The following is a 17,777-nucleotide window of genomic DNA, read 5'->3' as shown; positions in this document are numbered from 1 at the left end:
TGAAGGTGTGAATCCTTCAAACGTTCCTCGGTAGCTCAGTTGGTAGAGCAATCGGCTGTTAACCGATCGGTCGGCGGTTCGAGTCCGTCCCGAGGAGCCATATATACGGAGAGTTACCCAAGAGGCCGAAGGGGACGGTTTGCTAAACCGTTAGTATGCGCAAGCGTAGCGAGGGTTCGAATCCCTCACTCTCCGCCATATCATTTTTAAAAGCATAGCAATTTGGCGGTGTAGCTCAGCTGGTTAGAGCGTTCGGTTCATACCCGAAAGGTCGGGGGTTCGATTCCCTCCGCCGCTACCATCCTGAGTTGCGGTCGTGGTGGAATTGGCAGACACACCATCTTGAGGGGGTGGCGGGGCGACCCGTGCGAGTTCGAGTCTCGCCGACCGCACCATAAGTATTATCAGACTTGGCCCGTTGGTGAAGCGGTTTAACACAGCAGCCTTTCACGCTGTCATACAGGGGTTCGAATCCCCTACGGGTCACCATAATGGAGGCTTAGCTCAGCTGGGAGAGCATCTGCCTTACAAGCAGAGGGTCGGCGGTTCGATCCCGTCAGCCTCCACCATTTTCATTACTTGACCGATTAGGTCCCTGTCGCGGGATGGAGCAGCTCGGTAGCTCGTCGGGCTCATAACCCGAAGGTCGCAGGTTCAAATCCTGCTCCCGCAACCAAATATGGAGCTGTGGTGAAGTTGGAGTTCACGCCGGTCTGTCACACCGGAGGTCGCGGGTTCGAGTCCCGTCAGCTCCGCCATTATCTTTTAAAGAGATGGCGATTGAAAAAATGTAAGGCTCGGTAGCTCAGTCGGTAGAGCAGAGGACTGAAAATCCTCGTGTCGGCGGTTCGATTCCGTCCCGAGCCACCATTTACACTTTCAAAACGTGCCGGTATAGCTCAATTGGTAGAGCACCTGACTTGTAATCAGGGGGTTGTGGGTTCAAGTCCTATTGCCGGCACCACTATCGTTGGGGTATAGCCAAGCGGTAAGGCAACGGACTTTGACTCCGTCATTCCTAGGTTCAAATCCTAGTACCCCAGCCATTTTCGAGCCATTAGCTCAGTTGGTAGAGCATCTGACTTTTAATCAGAGGGTCGAAGGTTCGAGTCCTTCATGGCTCACCAGTTTTTACTTACAACATAAACGGTTAGCAGCACGATAGCCATATCGATGCCTTTTCTGTTTTATGTACCATGCGGGTGTGGCGGAATGGCAGACGCACCAGATTTAGGTTCTGGCGGGCAACCGTGGGGGTTCAAGTCCCTTCACCCGCACCATACTTGAATTGAAAGGCTTTGTAGCCAGAGCAAACCTTTCCTAATTACGATGCGGACGTAGCTCAATTGGTAGAGCGTCGCCTTGCCAAGGCGAAGGTCGAGGGTTCGAGACCCTTCGTCCGCTCCATATGTGCCCTTAGCTCAGCTGGATAGAGCGTTTGACTACGAATCAAAAGGTCGGGAGTTCGAATCTCTCAGGGCACGCCACTTTCTTTCATATGAAATCGAAGAGTAGGAAAACCTCCTACTCTTTTTTGTATCATTTGCTAGCTATTTTACAAATTTTAAGTATTTTTTCCTTGTATCTCCCAAACGCATCCATTACTTTAGGATTAGGATGCTCTTATGTGTGATAATGGGGATAAACCGCGTAGGAGTGGCTGTTACAAACCTGACTGAAGAATCTAATGAAACAGGAGTTGTATCAACATGAACCCAATCAAATTGGAAAATACGCATCCTGCTGTAACGAAGTTAATTGATAATATACAAAAGGTTCTGATTGGAAAGCGTTCTGTGATCGAACTGATGGTGTCTGCCGTTTTGGCGAATGGACACGTACTCTTGGAGGATGTGCCTGGTGTGGGGAAAACCATGCTTGTACGTGCATTGGCCAAATCGATTGGCGGAGCCTTTAAACGAATTCAGTTTACACCAGACCTGCTGCCAACAGACGTAACAGGTGTTGCAATTTTTAATCAGAAGAGCCTCGAATTTGAGTTCCGTCAAGGGCCGCTGTTTGCGAATGTCGTCTTGGCGGATGAGATTAACCGTACCTCTCCAAAAACGCAGTCATCGCTTTTGGAGGCGATGGAAGAGCGTTCGGTAACCGTAGATGGTTTCACGTATCGTTTGGAAGATCCATTTTTCGTCATGGCAACTCAAAACCCGTTGGAATACGAAGGAACGTTTCCACTGCCTGAGGCGCAGCTGGACCGTTTTCTGATGCAATTGCGCTTGGGATACCCTAGCGTAGAGGAAGAGATGCGCATGCTGGGCCGTTTTTCTGAAGAGAACCCGCTGGATCAGCTTGACTCTGTATTGGACGTCGAGGAATTGCGTCAGCTTCAGCAGCAGGTGTCTGCGGTCAAAGTATCAGAAGGGATCAAAGAGTACATGGTCCGTCTATGCCATCGGACACGCGATCATCACCATATTTATCTGGGGGTTAGTCCTCGTGGGGCATTGGCGCTCTTCCGGGCTTCGCAGGCGCTTGCTTTCGTCCGCGGCCGGGAGTATGTCATTCCCGATGATGTGAAAGAGCTGGTTCCTGTTGTTTTTGCTCACCGGATGATTGTGAAGCCGGAAGCGCGTTTGGAAGGAGCGACCGTAGATCGGGTGCTGACGGTAATCCTGTCTGAAACCCGCGTACCGGTCAGCTGAGGCGGTGAAGGCGAATGAGACAACAGAGATGGGGCAAAGCCAAAGTAATCGGACTGGTCTTGCTCACGTATGTATTTGCTAAATTTCAGGGGGGGTTTGCTAGTTGGTTCTTGTTTTACAGCAGCCTGGTCGTTTTTGTATATGAATTGTTCACGTACTTTCTACTGTTCACTTCGTTGGATGTCGTCCGCGAAATCGACCGCAATCGCCTGCAGGATGGCGACGATGTGATTGTCACGATCCGCTTGCGTCGGCGCTTTTGGTTTCCACTGGGATGGAACATGGTGCTGGAACCGTTGCCCGATCGATTGGCAGGCGTGTATGAGCCGCATCGACAGCTCGTGTTTCCTTGGTTCAAACGGGAAGTCGAGTTTCGTTACGTCATTCCGAATTTGCCGCGTGGATACTACCGTTTGGGAGATTGTGTTGTGAGCGGCGGGGATTTCTTCGGTTTTATCGAACGTCGTAAGGTTTTCCCGCTCTCGCATGAGTTTCTCGTCTATCCCACCTATCAGAACGTGGAGCATTGGGCAATGGGAGACGGCAGCTTCAGTGGAAATGTGCATGTGTCTCATCGTCGATCAGATGATGTGGCTGCTGTTCGTGGTGTGAGGGACTACCATCGTGGGGATCGTCTCAGCCAGATTCACTGGAGGGCCTCTGCAAGAGGGACTGGTTTAAAAACGAAAGAGTTTGAACACCAGGCGATGAACCAGGCTGTGTTTTTCCTGGATGTCGAAAAGGCAAGCTATCAGAAGCAGCCAGATGCTTTATTTGAAACGGCGGTGAAGCTGACAGCGAGTCTGATCGCCTATGCCAACCGCAATCAGTACCATTACGGGCTGGTCTACAAGCAGTCTGAGCGGATGTCTATTGCACCAGCTTTATCTCATGCGCACTTTCTCCATGTGTTTGATCAGTTGGCCCGTGTAATGCCGCAGGGGAGCGATTCCTTTTCAAGAATCGTCGGAAGGGAAGCGTTGGAGCAGCCCCCTGGCGTGACTTTGATTCTGGTGACTCCGAATGTGGAGAAAGAGTTAATGAAACGTTTGATTGCCTTATCCCAAAAAGGCAGACGCATTCAGCTGTTCCTGGTTCACGCGGATACTGCACCTTCGCCCGAGCAGAAACGGGCACTGCAGCTGCTGTCGGCTAACAAGGTGTCTTGTACTTCCATTCACATCGGGGAAACCGAGTGGAAACGGATGGGGGGCGTAGTCGGATGAGCATATGGAAACGATCGAATCTGTTGGAATGGGTCTCGGCAATTCTACTGTTCCTGATGTTGAGGGAGTGGCTATTGCCTCTGCAGCAGTTGACCGATACCCGTTATCTCTGGCCCTTTCTCGTCATTGCAGCAGGCGTAGTGGTGATTGACGCACTGGTTCCTTATCGATGGCTGACTTTGCCTGTCAAGCTGGTCGGGATGCTGCTGCTCTTGCATTACACCTTATACGATACTCCGCTGTTTGCGATGGAGTGGATAAAGGATCTGGCAGGACAAATATTACGGGACATCCCCCTCGCTGTACATCAAGATTGGGCATCGATGTCGCCGGTATCTCGAAACGCCTTGTTTGATCTACTCCTCATGATCCTGCTATCGATGATTACCTATCTGGTTCTCGAGCAGCGTCAGGGATTGTGGTTTGTCGTATTGACGGAACTGTACTTGGCTGTTCTCGATACCTTTTTGCCGTACGAAGGCGACGGAGGGATCATTCGGACACTGATTTATGGCTTTTTGTTGCTTGCCGTCAGTCACTTGACGACGATGACCAGGCACGCGACGATCTCCGGGAATCGAAGCTGGATCATGATGCGTTCTTTGATTGCCCCGATATTGATTATTGGAGTAAGCGTAGGGGTTGCTTATACCGCTCCGAAGCTGGATGCAAGCTGGCCGGATCCGTTCTCCTATTTTAATGGAAAGGATCAGGGGAGTGCTGTCGGAGCCATGAAGAAGGTAGGCTATGACAACAACGACGAACGACTCGGGGGTCCGTTTTTACAGGATGACACGCTCGTCTTCATCGGTACGACTCCGGAAGAGAGCTACTGGCGTGGAGATGCCAAGGATCTCTACACGGGAGCTGGCTGGGAAAAGGGGATCCGCGAATACGATTCCATTTTGGATCCGGACGAATATGAATGGAAAGATTCGCTGTTTACAGGCTTTGAAACGAAAAAGGTAAAAGCAACGCTGGACTTTAAAGGTCCACAGCAGTTTGCCACCGTGTTCTATCCTGGGCAGTTGACCAAGGTGAGTAACTATCGTCCACCGAATGCAACGGTCGTCTACGATAAAATGAACCAGCAGCTCGAGGTACGTGCAGGCAAGATCAAGCTGCTGCAGACGAACCATACGGATAATACGGGTAATCAGCCGCAGACAGGTCCCAATACCTTGCTGTTGAAGCTGAACCAGTATCAGGTAGAGTCGGAATTGCCGATCGTGAGCGAGAAAGCCGTGACGGAAGCTGGAACCTCGTATCCAAAGGAAATCACGGACCGCTATCTGCAGCTGCCCGCAACCGTACCAGATCGGGTCAAGGAGCTGGCCCTAACAATCACCAAAGACGCGAAAACTCCTTATGAAAAAGTGAGAGCAATCGAGAATTACTTGCGCTCGAGTGGTAAATATAAGTATGAAACGAAGGATGTTCCTGTCCCGAAAGAAGGTCAGGATTTTGTAGACCACTTCCTGTTTGATAGCTACCGTGGTTACTGTGACCATTTTTCCACCGCGATGGCCGTCATGCTCCGATCGATCGACATTCCGACAAGATGGGTAAAAGGCTTCGCGCCCGGGGAACAAGTCGGGACAGATGATCAAGGAAATCGACTGATGGAAGTGCGGAACAAGGATGCTCACTCGTGGGTAGAGGTGTATTTCCCCCATCACGGATGGGTTCCCTTTGAAGCGACCAGCACGTTTATGTCTCCCGTGCGGTTCAAGTATGATTTGGTGACATCTCAACCGCAATTGCCAGTTCCTCTGCCTGATTTGAGCAATACACCAACCCCAGATCGGGGAGACGGGCGCCTGGATGAATTGGAAGAAGGAGACACGAGCGCAAGTGGAGGCTTCTCGATTCCTTGGCAGGTAAATGCAGGAATCATCGTCTTGCTTGGTGTTGCCGTATACATGACATGGAAACGCAGGCAGGATCTGAATGTCTGGTGGCTGCGCAGGCAAATGAAAAACGAGAGAACCACCCAGTATAACGTGCGCTTCAACCTGATGTTGCGCATTATGGAGAACGTCTACACGCGTCGCCAGGAAGGTGAGACCTTGCGTGAATACGTAGGCAGGATTACCATACCGGGTGACAAGAGACAGGATCTTCGCTATCTGACAGAGCTGTATGAGCGCATGATTTACGGCTACAAAGAAATGGAGCAAAAAGCACGGTCAACAGCGGAGCAATTGATCGAACGATTGATCCGTCAACTGAAGCCTTGAACAAAGCCGTGTCATCTGCTAGAATGACGATCAATGAGTCTCGTATAATGATCAGGAATAGGGCCTGAAAGTTTCTACCGCTCAACCGTAAATTGGGCGACTACGAGGAGAGCACTTCGGATTTTTGTACATGCAACCGCACATGTGTACACAAGCTGGGACGCTGCCTCCGTATCAACAATCGGAGGTAACAGTCCCGGTTTTTTTGCAAATATGCGACAATTGCGTGCGACTCATCCGAGAGAAGCGGAACTTTATGAAACGAGCAAGTCACCGGGTTGCTTCAGGCAACGGTGCTTTGTGAGTCCTGTGGAAGACAGGAGAAGGGGGATAAGATGGACAAGTCATTGGAAATGGTCGTCGTACTTGATTTCGGAGGCCAGTACAACCAGTTGATCGCGCGTCGTGTCCGCGATCTGGGCGTTTACAGCGAACTTTTGCCTTACAATACGCCGGTAGAAAAAATCAAAGAGCTGAACCCAAAAGGGATTATTTTCTCTGGTGGACCTGCGAGCGTATATGAAGAAGGGGCACCGAAAGTAGACCCGGCTATTTTTGATCTGGGCTTGCCAGTTTTGGGGATTTGCTACGGCATGCAGCTGATGAGCCACATGCTCGAAGGAAAAGTAGAGCGCGCAGGCAAGCGTGAGTACGGGAAAGCAGAATTGCGCCTGCAGGATGCACACAATCTGTACGAAAAATGGGATGCAAACGAAATCGTTTGGATGAGCCACTCGGATAAAGTGGTAGAGCTGCCAACAGGCTTCCGCGTAGATGCAGTGAGCGACAGCTGTCCAGTAGCGGCGATCAGCAATCCTGACCGCAAGCTGTACGGGGTACAATTCCACCCAGAGGTTCGCCACACGGTAAAAGGCACCGAGTTCATCTCCAACTTCCTGTTCAACATTTGCGGATGTGAAGCGAATTGGAGCATGACAACCTTCATCGAGGATGAAATCGTACGCATCCGTGAAACAGTGGGCAACAAGCAAGTGCTGTGCGCACTCAGCGGCGGTGTAGATTCCTCCGTAGTTGCAGCGCTGATTCACAAAGCGATTGGCGATCAGCTGACTTGCATGTTCGTGGATCATGGTCTTTTGCGCCAAGGCGAAGCAGAGAGCGTCATGGAGACGTTCGGCAACCAATTCCACATGAAAGTGATCAAGATCGACGCACGCGAGCGCTTCTTAGGCAAACTCAAAGGCGTTTCCGATCCTGAGCAAAAGCGCAAGATCATCGGAAATGAATTCATCTATGTATTTGATGAAGAAGCAAGCAAGCTGACCGACATGGACTTCCTGGCACAGGGCACACTGTATACAGACATCGTGGAAAGCGGAACAGCAACCGCACAAACCATCAAATCGCACCACAATGTAGGCGGTTTGCCTGAGGATATGAATTTCCAGCTGATTGAGCCGCTGAAAGCTCTGTTTAAAGACGAAGTACGCAAGCTGGGTACCGAACTGGGATTGCCAGATGAAATCGTATGGCGTCAACCATTCCCAGGTCCTGGTTTGGGAATTCGCGTTTTGGGTGAAGTAACCGAAGAAAAACTGAAGATTGTTCGTGAATCAGATGCTATTCTTCGTGAAGAAATCGCCAAAGCGGGTCTCGATCGGGAAATTTGGCAATACTTCACGGCTCTGCCGAACATGACGACTGTAGGGGTTATGGGAGACGTTCGTACCTATTCCTACACGGTTGGGATTCGCGCTGTAACGTCCATTGACGGAATGACTGCTGACTGGGCACGCATTCCTTGGGATGTACTCGAGAAAATCTCGACGCGTATCGTAAACGAAGTCGACAACGTAAACCGTATCGTCTATGATGTTACGTCCAAGCCACCTGCAACGATTGAGTGGGAATAGGTCGTAAAAATGACGAAAATTGAATAAGCAAATTCAACAAATCGCTAAATTCCGGATGTTTGACTGTGGTAAAAAATTAATGTTCGTCTTTTTCGTTGACATTCCTTATGTCACCTGATACACTTCTCAATGTGAACAGGTAATATAAGAAGGTTCGTATATTCTTGAGAATATGGCTCAAGAGTTTCTACGAGGTCGCCATAAATGACCTGGCTACGAACAAAATGTCAACGGGAAGCGTTAATTGTTATTATTATCGAAATTGTTCCCGGAATGTTTTGTTGCAATGGCCAGGCGTAGAAATGCGCTACGGCCTTTTTTATTGCCACAACGACAATTTGGGGGGAACAATCGGTGCGCAAGTATTTTGAGTTCGACAAACTAGGCACCAACTACCGTCGCGAGACTATCGCGGGTATCACCACGTTTTTGGCAATGGCGTACATTCTGGCAGTAAATCCGTTCATGCTCAGCGGTGCTGATCTTCCAGCCGATCTGAAAGCGAACTATCCGGAGTTCGGAGCTGTATTTACGGCAACGGCTTTGGCAGCAGCTCTCGGGACTTTGCTGATGGCCTTCATCGGTCGCTTGCCAATCGGGCAGGCACCGGGTATGGGATTGAATGCATTCTTCACCTATACTGTTGTGTTGACTATGCAAATTCCTTGGCAACAAGCACTGGCGGGGGTTTTCCTCTCGTGTACGATCTTCCTCATTCTGTCTCTGACAGGTGTGCGTGAAGCAATCATCAATGCGATTCCAAAGGGTTTAAAATATGCAGTATCTGCAGGGATTGGTTTGTTTATTGCTTTTATCGGTTTCAAAAATGCCGGTATCGTGGTAGCAAATGATGCAACGTTTGTATCCCTGGGGCACTTTACTTTTTTCCATGAAGGTATGAAGCCGGAGCAAATTCTGGCTGCGAAAAATGCACTGCTCGCTGTATTCGGTCTTCTCGTTACCGTTGTTCTGATGGCTCGCAAAGTAAATGCGGCGATCTTTATCGGTATGGTTGTAACGGCTGTTGTAGGTATGATTTTCGGTCTGGTGAGCCTGCCTGACAAAGTGGTTTCTGCTCCACCAAGCCTGGCACCTACCTTTGGTGCAGCGTTCCAATATCTCGGTGATTTCTCTTCTTTGTTCAGTGTGAAAATGCTGATTGTCGTACTGACCTTCCTGTTCGTAGACTTCTTCGATGCGACAGGAACCTTGCTGGGTGTAGCCAGCCAAGCAGGTCTGCTGAAAGATGGCAAGCTTCCACGCTCGGGCAGCGCGTTTTCGTCTGATGCGATTGCAGGTATGGCTGGGGCGATCCTCGGTACCTCTACGACGACTGCATATGTAGAATCGACAGCAGGGGTAGCGGCAGGCGGACGTTCTGGTTTCACTGCGCTGGTTACAGGCTTGATGTTCATTTTGGCCCTGTTCTTCTCGCCGCTTCTGGCGATCGTCACACCGGCAGTTACGGCTCCTGCGCTGATTTTGGTTGGGGTACTGATGGCATCTCACATCACGCAAATCGCTTGGGGTGAGATGGATGAGGCTTTCCCAGCGTTCCTGACAATCATCCTGATGCCACTCACTTACAGTATCGCGACTGGTTTGGCTGCCGGCTTTATCGTGTATCCAATCGTCAAAGTGCTGAAAGGGAAAGCGCGCGAAGTACATCCGGCTATGTACGTGCTGTTCTTCGTCTTCCTGGCTTATTTCATCTGGCTCCGCGAATAGGATTCACGAGTTAAACGAAGCAAACGGCTTCCTTCCTTTTTGGGGGGAGGCCGTTTTTTTGCGCCACGGCAGCACAGGGCACTTCCTGTCTTGCATTTGTACAGCTTTCTGGGGTATGATAGGAAAAATCTTTTTTGGAGGATGGTCCAAATGACCAGTCTATACGCATTCCTTCAACAGCATCACCACGGCTAGAGCGTTTGTATCTTCGGGAATTTTTCCGCAGGTGCAAGCGCTTCTTGTGCTTTGTGCCTGCGGTGGTGAAGGAAAGCCATGCGGGCATTGCAGCCTTGCATGGCTTTTTTGTATTCGTCAGCAAACAAAAACGAAGAAGGGGTGTTACACAATGGAAAACAGTCTCTTGAAAAACGTCAAAGGTACGAAAGATTTCATGCCACAGGAGCAAATGCTGCGCAATCGGATACGCAGAACGCTTGAGGAAGTGTTTGAAGCTTACGGGTGCAAGCCCTTGGAAACCCCTATGCTGTCTAGCTACGAGCTGCTTGCCTCCAAGTACGGAGGAGGTGCAGAGATCCTAAAGGAAGTCTATCAGTTGAGTGACCAAGGAGAGCGAGAGCTGGCGCTGCGCTACGATCTGACAGTTCCGCTGGCAAAGGTGGTCGGGATGAACCCGGAAATGCGGCTGCCTTTCAAGCGTTATGAGATCGGCAAGGTATTCCGGGACGGGCCGGTAAAACCAGGACGGTTCCGCGAATTCGTCCAGTGTGACGTGGATATCGTCGGATCTTCGTCGATGCTGGCAGAAGCTGAGCTGATTAGCATGGCGTTTGCCGCTTTTGAGCGCCTGGATCTGGACGTCTACATCGTGGTCAATAATCGCAAGCTGCTGTCAGGGATTTTGCAGGAGCTGGGGGTTCCTGAGGATCGGGCAGGAGATGTGATGCTATCACTCGACAAGCTGGAGAAGATCGGGATAAAGGGCGTGCTGGAGGATTTGCGGGAGCGTGGGGTAGAGGACGCGTTAATCGAGGCGGTCGGCGGGTTTTTGCAGGAAGGAGAAGCGACTTTGGCTCGATTGGAGGAGCGATTTTCCTCGGAATTGGTGCAGGAGGGGGTTCAAGAGCTCAAACAGCTCTTTTCGTATCTGCAAGGCTCACATGTAACAGGAGAGGTGCGCTTTCAACCGTTTCTCGCTCGGGGGCTCGGCATCTATACAGGGACGGTTTACGAGATTTTTTTGCAGGATCAAAGCATTACCTCAAGCATTGGCAGTGGGGGGCGCTACGATCGGATCATCGGACAGTTTCTGGGCGATGGACGCGAGTATCCGGCAGTCGGGATTTCGTTTGGCCAGGATGTGATTCTGACCGCATTGACGCTAAAGCCAATGGAAATTAACGAGCGCACTGCTGATATTTTAGTCGTACCCATGGGAACAGAGGCGCTCAGTTTAGGGCTGGCCAATCGACTTCGCTTGGCCGGAATCAAGACAGAGCTGGAGCTGTCCGGCCGCAAGCTGAAAAAGGCGCTTGATTACGCAAACAAGGAGCAGATCCCTCTTGTGCTGATCTATGGGGAGAATGAAGTGGAAAAGGGGGCGGTCGTGCTGCGTGACATGAGAAAAGGGGATGAGAAGACGGTGCCTCTGGCGTTGCTGGAGCAGCAAATTGCGGATGCGATCACGAATCTGTAGTGTTTTTTTTCCAGCTCCGGTACGATAGGAGAAAAGGGGGAGTTTGTTTGAGAAAATGGCTTATCGTGCTGGTAAGTACCGTATTGTCGCTGTCGCTTTCTTTCCCCGCAGTCGCGAATGAAAAAGAAGGACCAAGGCCAGAGCAAACACTCTACAAAGCGGATGTGCACATCGATCCGAAGAAGAAGCAGGTCGAAGGAAGCGTAGAGATCCAGTTTTGGCCAAAGGATGCCTCGCACGCTTATGTGCATGTCTATCCGCTGGCTTTTACAAAAGAGCATAAAGGTGAGCTCTGGGACGAACTTTTAGGCAAAGAAGTGGAACTAGGAACGTATGATGAGAATAGAATCCTCGTGCAAGGGAAGCCCGTCGCAGTCAAGCGGACAGGCAATGTCATCGAAGTGCCGCTGAGCGAAGAGCAGTCCCGCCCGATCGTCCTAAGCATGGACTTTACCATGACGCTCCCCCAGAACGAGGGCAGGATGTCCTACGACGAGCATGCCATTTGGTTGGGGAACTGGCTGCCGATTCTTGCAGTCAAGGACCAGCGGGGATGGCATCTCGATCCTTATGAGCCAATCGGAGACCCTTTTTTCAGTGAAAACGCCGACTACCAGGTCAATGTGACTTTACCGGATGGCTATCAGTTGGCGAGCACAGCAACAGATCAAGCTGCTATCGTGGATCACTCGACACCAGGTCAAAGAGAATTTCAGCTGGATGCCATCAACGTCCGGGATTTTGCACTCGTCATCATGGATTCTACGTATCATTTCAAAGAAACAAAGGTCGGAAATACAGAAGTACGAACCTGGTATCGAAACGGTGATTCCGAGGAGCAAGCGTCACGCAATCATACGGCGGCGGTCGAGGCGCTGCAATATTTTAATAGCCAGTTTGAAACCTATCCCTATACCGAGTACGATGTCGTCCGTGTCGGGGGAAGCATCAATGGGATGGAATATCCGTCCATCGTGTTTTTGGATGGTCGCCATTACTTGCCCAATGGAGACAATGCCTTTGTCACCGTCGTTCACGAGACGGCACACCAGTGGTTCTATTCGCTAATCGGCAACAATCAGGTCGACGAGGCTTGGCTGGACGAAGGCTTTGCGGAATACGCGACGCTCGCCTTTCTAGCGGCAAAATACCCGAAGGTGGGGGCAGACCGTGTCCTTCGTCGTCTTAAACAGGGAACGATCACTCCGTATTACGTTCAGGAGCATTTGCGACCTGGACAGACCCTCCACGCGTTTCCTGACAATGAAAGCTATAGCGATCTCGTATACTCCCGAACGTCTTCCATGCTGTGGATGCTGCGAGAAGCGTGGGGGGAAGAACGGCTCCATGAAGTGCTTCGTCACTATGTGAGCACGAACCGCTTTGGTATTGCGAATGCAGCATCCTGGAAAGCGACTCTCTCTGAAGCAGCAGGAGAAGATGCCGGCGCTTTTCTCAGCTACTGGATCAACCTCGACATGAGCAAGCAGGAAGAAGCGGCCATTTGGCTGGAAAAATTGCGGCAAAATCAAAAGAATCATGGGCATCCTATGGAGAAGGAAAAGGCAGAGAAGTAACCTGAAGGCAGGGGAGCGCCATGCGGCGAAATAGGTGGATTGGCAGCCTGATGATTGGAGTCGCGTTGATCAGTATTTTATGGACGCAGCCGTGGACAATACGAGCTGGAGTAGATGAGGTTCAAACATGGCTGCCACAACAAGTCCCTGCCGCTGCCTCGTATCGTGCGGATGTGCGGGTCGATATGAAGGCCCACACCGTCACGGGAACATTGGCTGTGCGTTTTTCTCCTCAGGATGACAAGGCTTACTTCCATCTCTACCCGAACGTCTTCCAGGAGAGGGCCGATTTGGGTGGGGAGAATTGGGAGCAGATCCTCGGAAAGCAAAGAGAGCCGGGGAGTATCCAAATCTCGGAGGTACGCGTCGATGGTGCGAGTGTCCCCTACAAGCTGCAAGGGAGCATGGATACGCTGCTTGCCGTGCCTTTATTGGGGAAGTCATCTGCGAAGCAAACAGAAGTCGAAATGAATTTTGCCCTTCAGGTTCCTTTTAATAACGGAAGACTCTCCTACAACGACCATGCTATGTGGCTAGGAAACTGGCTGCCGATACTCGCGATGAAGGGAGCAGACGGTTGGAGGCTAGATCCGTATGCCTCGATCGGCGATCCTTTTTTCAGCGAGATGGCCAACTACCATTTGCGCGTACAAATAGAGGAAGGCTATCAGCTTGCTTCAAGCGGAATTGAGAGTGTCGCAGTCGTAACGCAGACTCGTCCCCAGCGTCAATCGATTTATGAATTGGATGCGTGGAATGTTCGTGATTTTGCTTTGGTAATCTTGGACGATTCGTATCGCCAGGAGTCGGGAAAAGTTGGGAATGTCGTCGTGCGGACTTGGTCGCAGGAGGGGGACGACCCGCAGGTGGCCAGTCATTTGCATCAGGTTGCCATGCAGTCACTGGCGTATTACGGAAATCAATTTGGCAGGTATCCGTATCAGGAATACGATGTGGTCAAAACAGGGGGGTTTTTCGGGGGAATGGAGTACCCGAGCATCGTCTTTATCCAAGATGAGTACTTCAGCAGAACGGATCAGGTGGCAGATGCGATCGTCGCCCACGAAACCGCCCATCAATGGTTCTACGGTCTGGTTGGAAACGATGAAGTACGCGAGGCATGGGTGGATGAAAGCTTGACGGACTATGCGACCATGGCTTATCTGCAAAGTGTCGACCCTGCTCGTGCGCGAGGCTACATTCAGCTGCGGCTCGCGCAGTCAAAGACAGCCGAGACATACGCTGCAAAAGGGCTGCGTGTCTGGCAATCGGTAGAGCAGTTCCCGACGTGGAAAAGCTATACAGAGCTTGTCTACGGAAGAGGAGCGGCGATGTGGTGGGCCCTGCGGGAAGGTTGGGGGGAGGATCGTCTGCATGAACTGCTGCGACAATACGTCCTGGAGAATCAGTACGGACAGGCAAAAGGGCAGGAATTGATGGAGCGGTTGTCGGCAGAGGCAGGTGCAGACGCCACTCCCTTCGTCGATTATTGGCTGAAACTAAGGCTAGAGCAAAAAGAGGCGGCAGAAGCATGGGTGAATAAAGGTAAACACGAATAATGCCATTAATCTCTTTTAAAAACGTTCGGATACAAGGTTGACAGGCAAAACTTCTCCCTGCTACACTGAGGAAGTTGAAACGAGTTCGAATAGCCCAGGCGATGAGTACGGCCTTGCATGCCGTTAGTCGGTTGGGTTTTCTATTGATGATACTGACATAGGGGGCGAAGGGTGCCATGGCCAAACCGTTAGCAGGTGTCATAATGGGCAGCACGTCTGATTGGGAAACGATGAAGGAAGCATGCGCGATTTTGGACGAGCTGCAGGTACCATATGAAAAGAAGGTGGTGTCCGCGCACCGTACTCCTGATTTGATGTTTGAGTATGCGCAGAGCGCCAAGGAACGCGGTCTGGAAGTTATCATCGCAGGAGCGGGAGGAGCCGCTCATCTGCCAGGAATGGTGGCGGCCAAAACAGAGCTGCCCGTGATCGGGGTGCCTGTGAAGTCATCGAATCTCAATGGTCTGGACTCTCTCTTATCCATCGTTCAGATGCCTGGTGGAGTGCCGGTAGCAACCGTCGCAATCGGAAAGGCGGGCGCAATCAATGCCGGGCTGTTGGCAGCGCAGATACTGGGAATCAAATATCCGGATATTCAAGAACGCTTTGTCGCTAGACGAGATGCGACTCGGAATAAAGTGCTGGAGGCTAGTGAACTGGAATGACACATACAAACAATAAAGTGGTCAAACCGGGATCCACGATTGGTATACTAGGCGGAGGACAGCTGGGGCGAATGATCGCTCTCGCTGGACGGGCTATGGGCTATCGCTTTGTTACGATGGATCCAACCGAGGATGCCCCATGTGGACAGACGGCGGATCGACAAATCGTCGCCAACTATGATGATGTAGAAGCAGCCATGCAGCTGGCGTCCGTGAGTGATGTCATCTCGTATGAATTTGAAAATGTAGATGCCCAGGTGGCAGAAGTACTGGAAAGCCAAGCGTACGTGCCGCAGGGAAGTCGGTTGCTGCGCGTTACACAAAACCGGATTCGCGAAAAAACGGCAATCCGTGAAATCGGAATACCGGTCGCACCTTTCCATGTCGTAGCAAGTCTGGAGGATTTGCAAAAGGCGGTACGCGAGCTGGGTCTGCCTGCGGTCATGAAAACAGCAACGGGCGGCTACGATGGCAAAGGGCAATGGGTCATTAAAAGTGAGTCGGAGCTTGCGGAAGCGTATGAAACGCTGGCAAAGGCAGGTACAGAGCTGATCGTGGAGCAATTTGTTCCCTTTCAGCTGGAGCTTTCCGTTATCGCCGCGCGTAACCCTTCTGGGGAGCTGGCCGTATTTCCAACCGCAGAAAACGTTCATCAGGACAACATTTTGCACCTGAGCATTGTGCCTGCACGTGTAAGTGAAGACGTAAAGGTACGGGCAGAAGCTATAGCGCGGACCATCGTCGAAAAGCTGGATGTGATCGGTCTGATCGCAGTCGAAATGTTCTTGACGGCAGATGGGGAGCTGTACGTGAACGAGCTGGCTCCACGCCCTCACAATTCGGGACATTACACGATGGATGCCTGCGTCACCTCGCAGTTCGAGCAGCACGTTCGGGCGGTATGCAACCTGCCTTTGGGATCAACACAGTTGCTCTCGCCGGTCGTGATGGTTAATATTTTGGGAGAGCATCTGCAGCCGGTCTTAGATGGAATTGATCGACTGCCTAGCTCTGCGAAGCTGCATTTGTACGGGAAAGCGGAGAGCAAAGTGAAGCGGAAAATGGGACATATCAATGTTCTCGCCCCAACAGTGGAAGAAGCGCTCACTACAATCGAGCAGCTGCAAATATGGACGAAAAATACGGAGGTACAATCATGATCGAACGTTATTCCCGCCCAGAGATGCGCGCCATCTGGACAGAGCAAAACAAATTTCAAGCGTGGCTGGAAGTGGAAATCCTCGCGTGCGAGGCATGGTCCAAGCTGGGTGTCATCCCTGAGGAGGATGTAAACAAGCTGTGGGACAAAGCCAGCTTTGACATCAAGCGCATTTATGAAATCGAGGAAGAAACGCGCCATGACGTAGTAGCCTTTACCCGCGCGGTATCGGAAACATTGGGCGAAGAGAAAAAGTGGGTGCACTACGGTCTGACTTCTACAGACGTAGTCGATACAGCCCTCTCCTATTTGCTGCGTCAAGCCAACGAAATTTTGGAAAAAGACATCGAGGACTTCATCGCGGTTCTGGCTGAGAAAGCTCGCGAGCACAAGGATACGGTCTGCATGGGCCGCACGCATGGGGTACATGCGGAGCCAACAACTTTTGGCCTGAAGCTGGCCCTGTGGCACGAAGAGATGAAGCGCAACCTCGCCCGTTTCCGCGCAGCGAAAAAAGAAGTGGCGTACGGCAAAATTTCCGGTGCAGTAGGTACGTATGCGAACATCGACCCGTTCGTGGAAGCCTACGTGTGCGAAAAGCTGGGCCTGTCTGCTGCTCCGATCTCTACCCAAACGCTGCAGCGTGACCGTCATGCCGAGTACATGGCGACACTAGCTCTGATCGCTACCTCTTTGGAGAAATTCGCAACAGAAATCCGCGGCCTGCAAAAGAGCGAAATGCGTGAAGTAGAAGAGGCGTTTGCTAAAGGACAAAAAGGCTCTTCGGCGATGCCGCACAAACGCAACCCGATCGGCAGCGAAAACATCACCGGTATGGCGCGCGTCATTCGTGGCTATATGCTGACATCGTACGAAAACGTTTCTCTGTGGCATGAGCGCGATATCTCCCACTCCTCCGCAGAGCGCATCATTCTGCCGGACGCGACACAAGCGCTGAACTACATGCTGCGCCGTTTCAGCAACATCGTGAAAAACTTGACCGTTTTCCCGGAAAACATGAAGCGCAACATGGACCGTACCTTTGGTCTGATCTACTCACAGCATGTCATGCTCAGCCTGATCGAAAAAGGCATGAGCCGCGAGCAAGCTTACGACACTGTACAGCCGCGCGCGATGCAAGCGTGGGAAGAGCAGCGTTCCTTCCGTGCCATCGTGGAGGAAGACCCTACGATCAGCGCTACGCTGACCAAAGAAGAGCTGGATGCGTGCTTCGACTACCGCTATCACCTCAAGCATGTGGATACCATTTTCCAACGTCTTGGGCTGGCGTAAGGAGCTGTGTCCTTAAATATAACTTTGAAGTGCCTTCCATTGGGAAACCGTTGGAAGGCTTTTTGTATGAGAGGAAGATATAAGTGGCCAAAAGTGACAGGAATAGTGGAGGATAGTGTCGCTTTTTTCTGAAAAGGAT

11 protein-coding genes, 15 tRNA genes and 2 riboswitches are annotated in these 17,777 nt (G+C 51.2%); all 26 genes read left to right on the top strand.

Annotated elements, in window-relative coordinates; genetic code table 11:
- Nucleotides 1–24: 24 nt before the first annotated feature.
- Nucleotides 25–100 (top strand) — tRNA-Asn (locus EDM55_RS10070).
- A gap of 7 nt (nt 101–107) precedes the next feature.
- Nucleotides 108–198 (top strand) — tRNA-Ser (locus EDM55_RS10065).
- Between the two features lie 26 nt (nt 199–224).
- Nucleotides 225–301, top strand: a tRNA-Met gene (locus tag EDM55_RS10060).
- A gap of 9 nt (nt 302–310) precedes the next feature.
- Nucleotides 311–395 (top strand) — tRNA-Leu (locus tag EDM55_RS10055).
- 17 nt (nt 396–412) lie between these two features.
- Nucleotides 413–489: transfer RNA gene (locus tag EDM55_RS10050), tRNA-Glu, on the top strand.
- Between the two features lie 4 nt (nt 490–493).
- Nucleotides 494–569: transfer RNA gene (locus EDM55_RS10045), tRNA-Val, on the top strand.
- A gap of 30 nt (nt 570–599) precedes the next feature.
- Nucleotides 600–676: transfer RNA gene (locus tag EDM55_RS10040), tRNA-Met, on the top strand.
- Between the two features lie 5 nt (nt 677–681).
- A tRNA-Asp gene (locus EDM55_RS10035) sits at nt 682–758 on the top strand.
- Between the two features lie 36 nt (nt 759–794).
- Nucleotides 795–870 (top strand) — tRNA-Phe (locus EDM55_RS10030).
- Between the two features lie 18 nt (nt 871–888).
- Nucleotides 889–964, top strand: a tRNA-Thr gene (locus EDM55_RS10025).
- 7 nt (nt 965–971) lie between these two features.
- A tRNA-Gln gene (locus EDM55_RS10020) sits at nt 972–1,046 on the top strand.
- A 5-nt stretch (nt 1,047–1,051) separates the two neighbouring features.
- A tRNA-Lys gene (locus EDM55_RS10015) sits at nt 1,052–1,127 on the top strand.
- A gap of 71 nt (nt 1,128–1,198) precedes the next feature.
- Nucleotides 1,199–1,280 (top strand) — tRNA-Leu (locus EDM55_RS10010).
- Between the two features lie 51 nt (nt 1,281–1,331).
- Nucleotides 1,332–1,407: transfer RNA gene (locus EDM55_RS10005), tRNA-Gly, on the top strand.
- A gap of 3 nt (nt 1,408–1,410) precedes the next feature.
- Nucleotides 1,411–1,487: transfer RNA gene (locus tag EDM55_RS10000), tRNA-Arg, on the top strand.
- Nucleotides 1,488–1,709: 222 nt separating this feature from the next.
- Nucleotides 1,710–2,663 (top strand): AAA family ATPase, encoded by a 954-nt coding sequence (locus tag EDM55_RS09995; RefSeq protein ID WP_092267469.1) that lies wholly within the window; start codon nt 1,710–1,712, stop codon nt 2,661–2,663.
- Nucleotides 2,664–2,677: 14 nt separating this feature from the next.
- Complete coding sequence (locus EDM55_RS09990) at nt 2,678–3,889, top strand: DUF58 domain-containing protein (protein WP_122960232.1); 1,212 nt, start codon at nt 2,678–2,680, stop codon at nt 3,887–3,889.
- Nucleotides 3,886–6,129, top strand: a complete 2,244-nt coding sequence (locus tag EDM55_RS09985) for a DUF4129 domain-containing transglutaminase family protein (RefSeq protein WP_122960231.1) — start codon at nt 3,886–3,888, stop codon at nt 6,127–6,129. The genes EDM55_RS09990 and EDM55_RS09985 overlap by 4 nt, the downstream gene beginning before the upstream one ends.
- Nucleotides 6,130–6,149: 20 nt before the next feature.
- Nucleotides 6,150–6,252, top strand: a riboswitch (purine riboswitch).
- Between the two features lie 212 nt (nt 6,253–6,464).
- Nucleotides 6,465–8,003: a glutamine-hydrolyzing GMP synthase gene (gene guaA, locus EDM55_RS09980; RefSeq protein WP_092267466.1), complete on the top strand. Its 1,539-nt coding sequence runs from the start codon at nt 6,465–6,467 to the stop codon at nt 8,001–8,003.
- A 134-nt stretch (nt 8,004–8,137) separates the two neighbouring features.
- Nucleotides 8,138–8,239: riboswitch (purine riboswitch) on the top strand.
- Between the two features lie 118 nt (nt 8,240–8,357).
- Nucleotides 8,358–9,731, top strand: a complete 1,374-nt coding sequence (locus tag EDM55_RS09975) for an NCS2 family permease (RefSeq protein WP_092267465.1) — start codon at nt 8,358–8,360, stop codon at nt 9,729–9,731.
- A gap of 346 nt (nt 9,732–10,077) precedes the next feature.
- Nucleotides 10,078–11,385, top strand: coding sequence for a histidine--tRNA ligase (locus EDM55_RS09970; RefSeq protein WP_122960230.1), 1,308 nt, complete (start codon nt 10,078–10,080; stop codon nt 11,383–11,385).
- A gap of 47 nt (nt 11,386–11,432) precedes the next feature.
- On the top strand, nt 11,433–12,962 hold the full coding sequence (locus tag EDM55_RS09965; protein WP_092267463.1) for a M1 family metallopeptidase: 1,530 nt from the start codon (nt 11,433–11,435) through the stop codon (nt 12,960–12,962).
- A 20-nt stretch (nt 12,963–12,982) separates the two neighbouring features.
- Nucleotides 12,983–14,521: a M1 family metallopeptidase gene (locus tag EDM55_RS09960; protein ID WP_092267462.1), complete on the top strand. Its 1,539-nt coding sequence runs from the start codon at nt 12,983–12,985 to the stop codon at nt 14,519–14,521.
- Between the two features lie 176 nt (nt 14,522–14,697).
- On the top strand, nt 14,698–15,186 hold the full coding sequence (gene purE, locus EDM55_RS09955) for a 5-(carboxyamino)imidazole ribonucleotide mutase (protein ID WP_092267461.1): 489 nt from the start codon (nt 14,698–14,700) through the stop codon (nt 15,184–15,186).
- Nucleotides 15,183–16,346 carry a 5-(carboxyamino)imidazole ribonucleotide synthase gene (gene purK / locus EDM55_RS09950; RefSeq protein WP_122960229.1) on the top strand — a complete coding sequence of 388 codons (1,164 nt, stop codon included), beginning with the start codon at nt 15,183–15,185 and terminating at the stop codon, nt 16,344–16,346. The genes purE and purK overlap by 4 nt, the downstream gene beginning before the upstream one ends.
- The gene (gene purB, locus EDM55_RS09945) at nt 16,343–17,638 is read left to right on the top strand and encodes an adenylosuccinate lyase (RefSeq protein ID WP_092267459.1); all 1,296 of its coding nucleotides are present in this window, start codon (nt 16,343–16,345) and stop codon (nt 17,636–17,638) included. Before purK ends, purB begins: the two co-directional genes overlap by 4 nt.
- Nucleotides 17,639–17,777: the final 139 nt, after the last annotated feature.

The organism is Brevibacillus centrosporus (assembly GCF_003710815.1).
GTDB lineage: Bacteria > Bacillota > Bacilli > Brevibacillales > Brevibacillaceae > Brevibacillus > Brevibacillus centrosporus.
The sequence above is the reverse complement of the archived record's forward strand: the minus strand, read 5'-3'. Positions and strand labels throughout refer to the sequence as shown.

Coding starts and splice junctions, on each gene's coding strand:
- EDM55_RS09995 (WP_092267469.1), top strand. CDS start 1,710: ATGAACCCAATCAAATTGGAAAATACGCATCCTGCTGTAACGAAGTTA.
- EDM55_RS09990 (WP_122960232.1), top strand. CDS start 2,678: ATGAGACAACAGAGATGGGGCAAAGCCAAAGTAATCGGACTGGTCTTG.
- EDM55_RS09985 (WP_122960231.1), top strand. CDS start 3,886: ATGAGCATATGGAAACGATCGAATCTGTTGGAATGGGTCTCGGCAATT.
- guaA (WP_092267466.1), top strand. CDS start 6,465: ATGGACAAGTCATTGGAAATGGTCGTCGTACTTGATTTCGGAGGCCAG.
- EDM55_RS09970 (WP_122960230.1), top strand. CDS start 10,078: ATGGAAAACAGTCTCTTGAAAAACGTCAAAGGTACGAAAGATTTCATG.
- EDM55_RS09960 (WP_092267462.1), top strand. CDS start 12,983: ATGCGGCGAAATAGGTGGATTGGCAGCCTGATGATTGGAGTCGCGTTG.
- purE (WP_092267461.1), top strand. CDS start 14,698: ATGGCCAAACCGTTAGCAGGTGTCATAATGGGCAGCACGTCTGATTGG.
- purK (WP_122960229.1), top strand. CDS start 15,183: ATGACACATACAAACAATAAAGTGGTCAAACCGGGATCCACGATTGGT.
- purB (WP_092267459.1), top strand. CDS start 16,343: ATGATCGAACGTTATTCCCGCCCAGAGATGCGCGCCATCTGGACAGAG.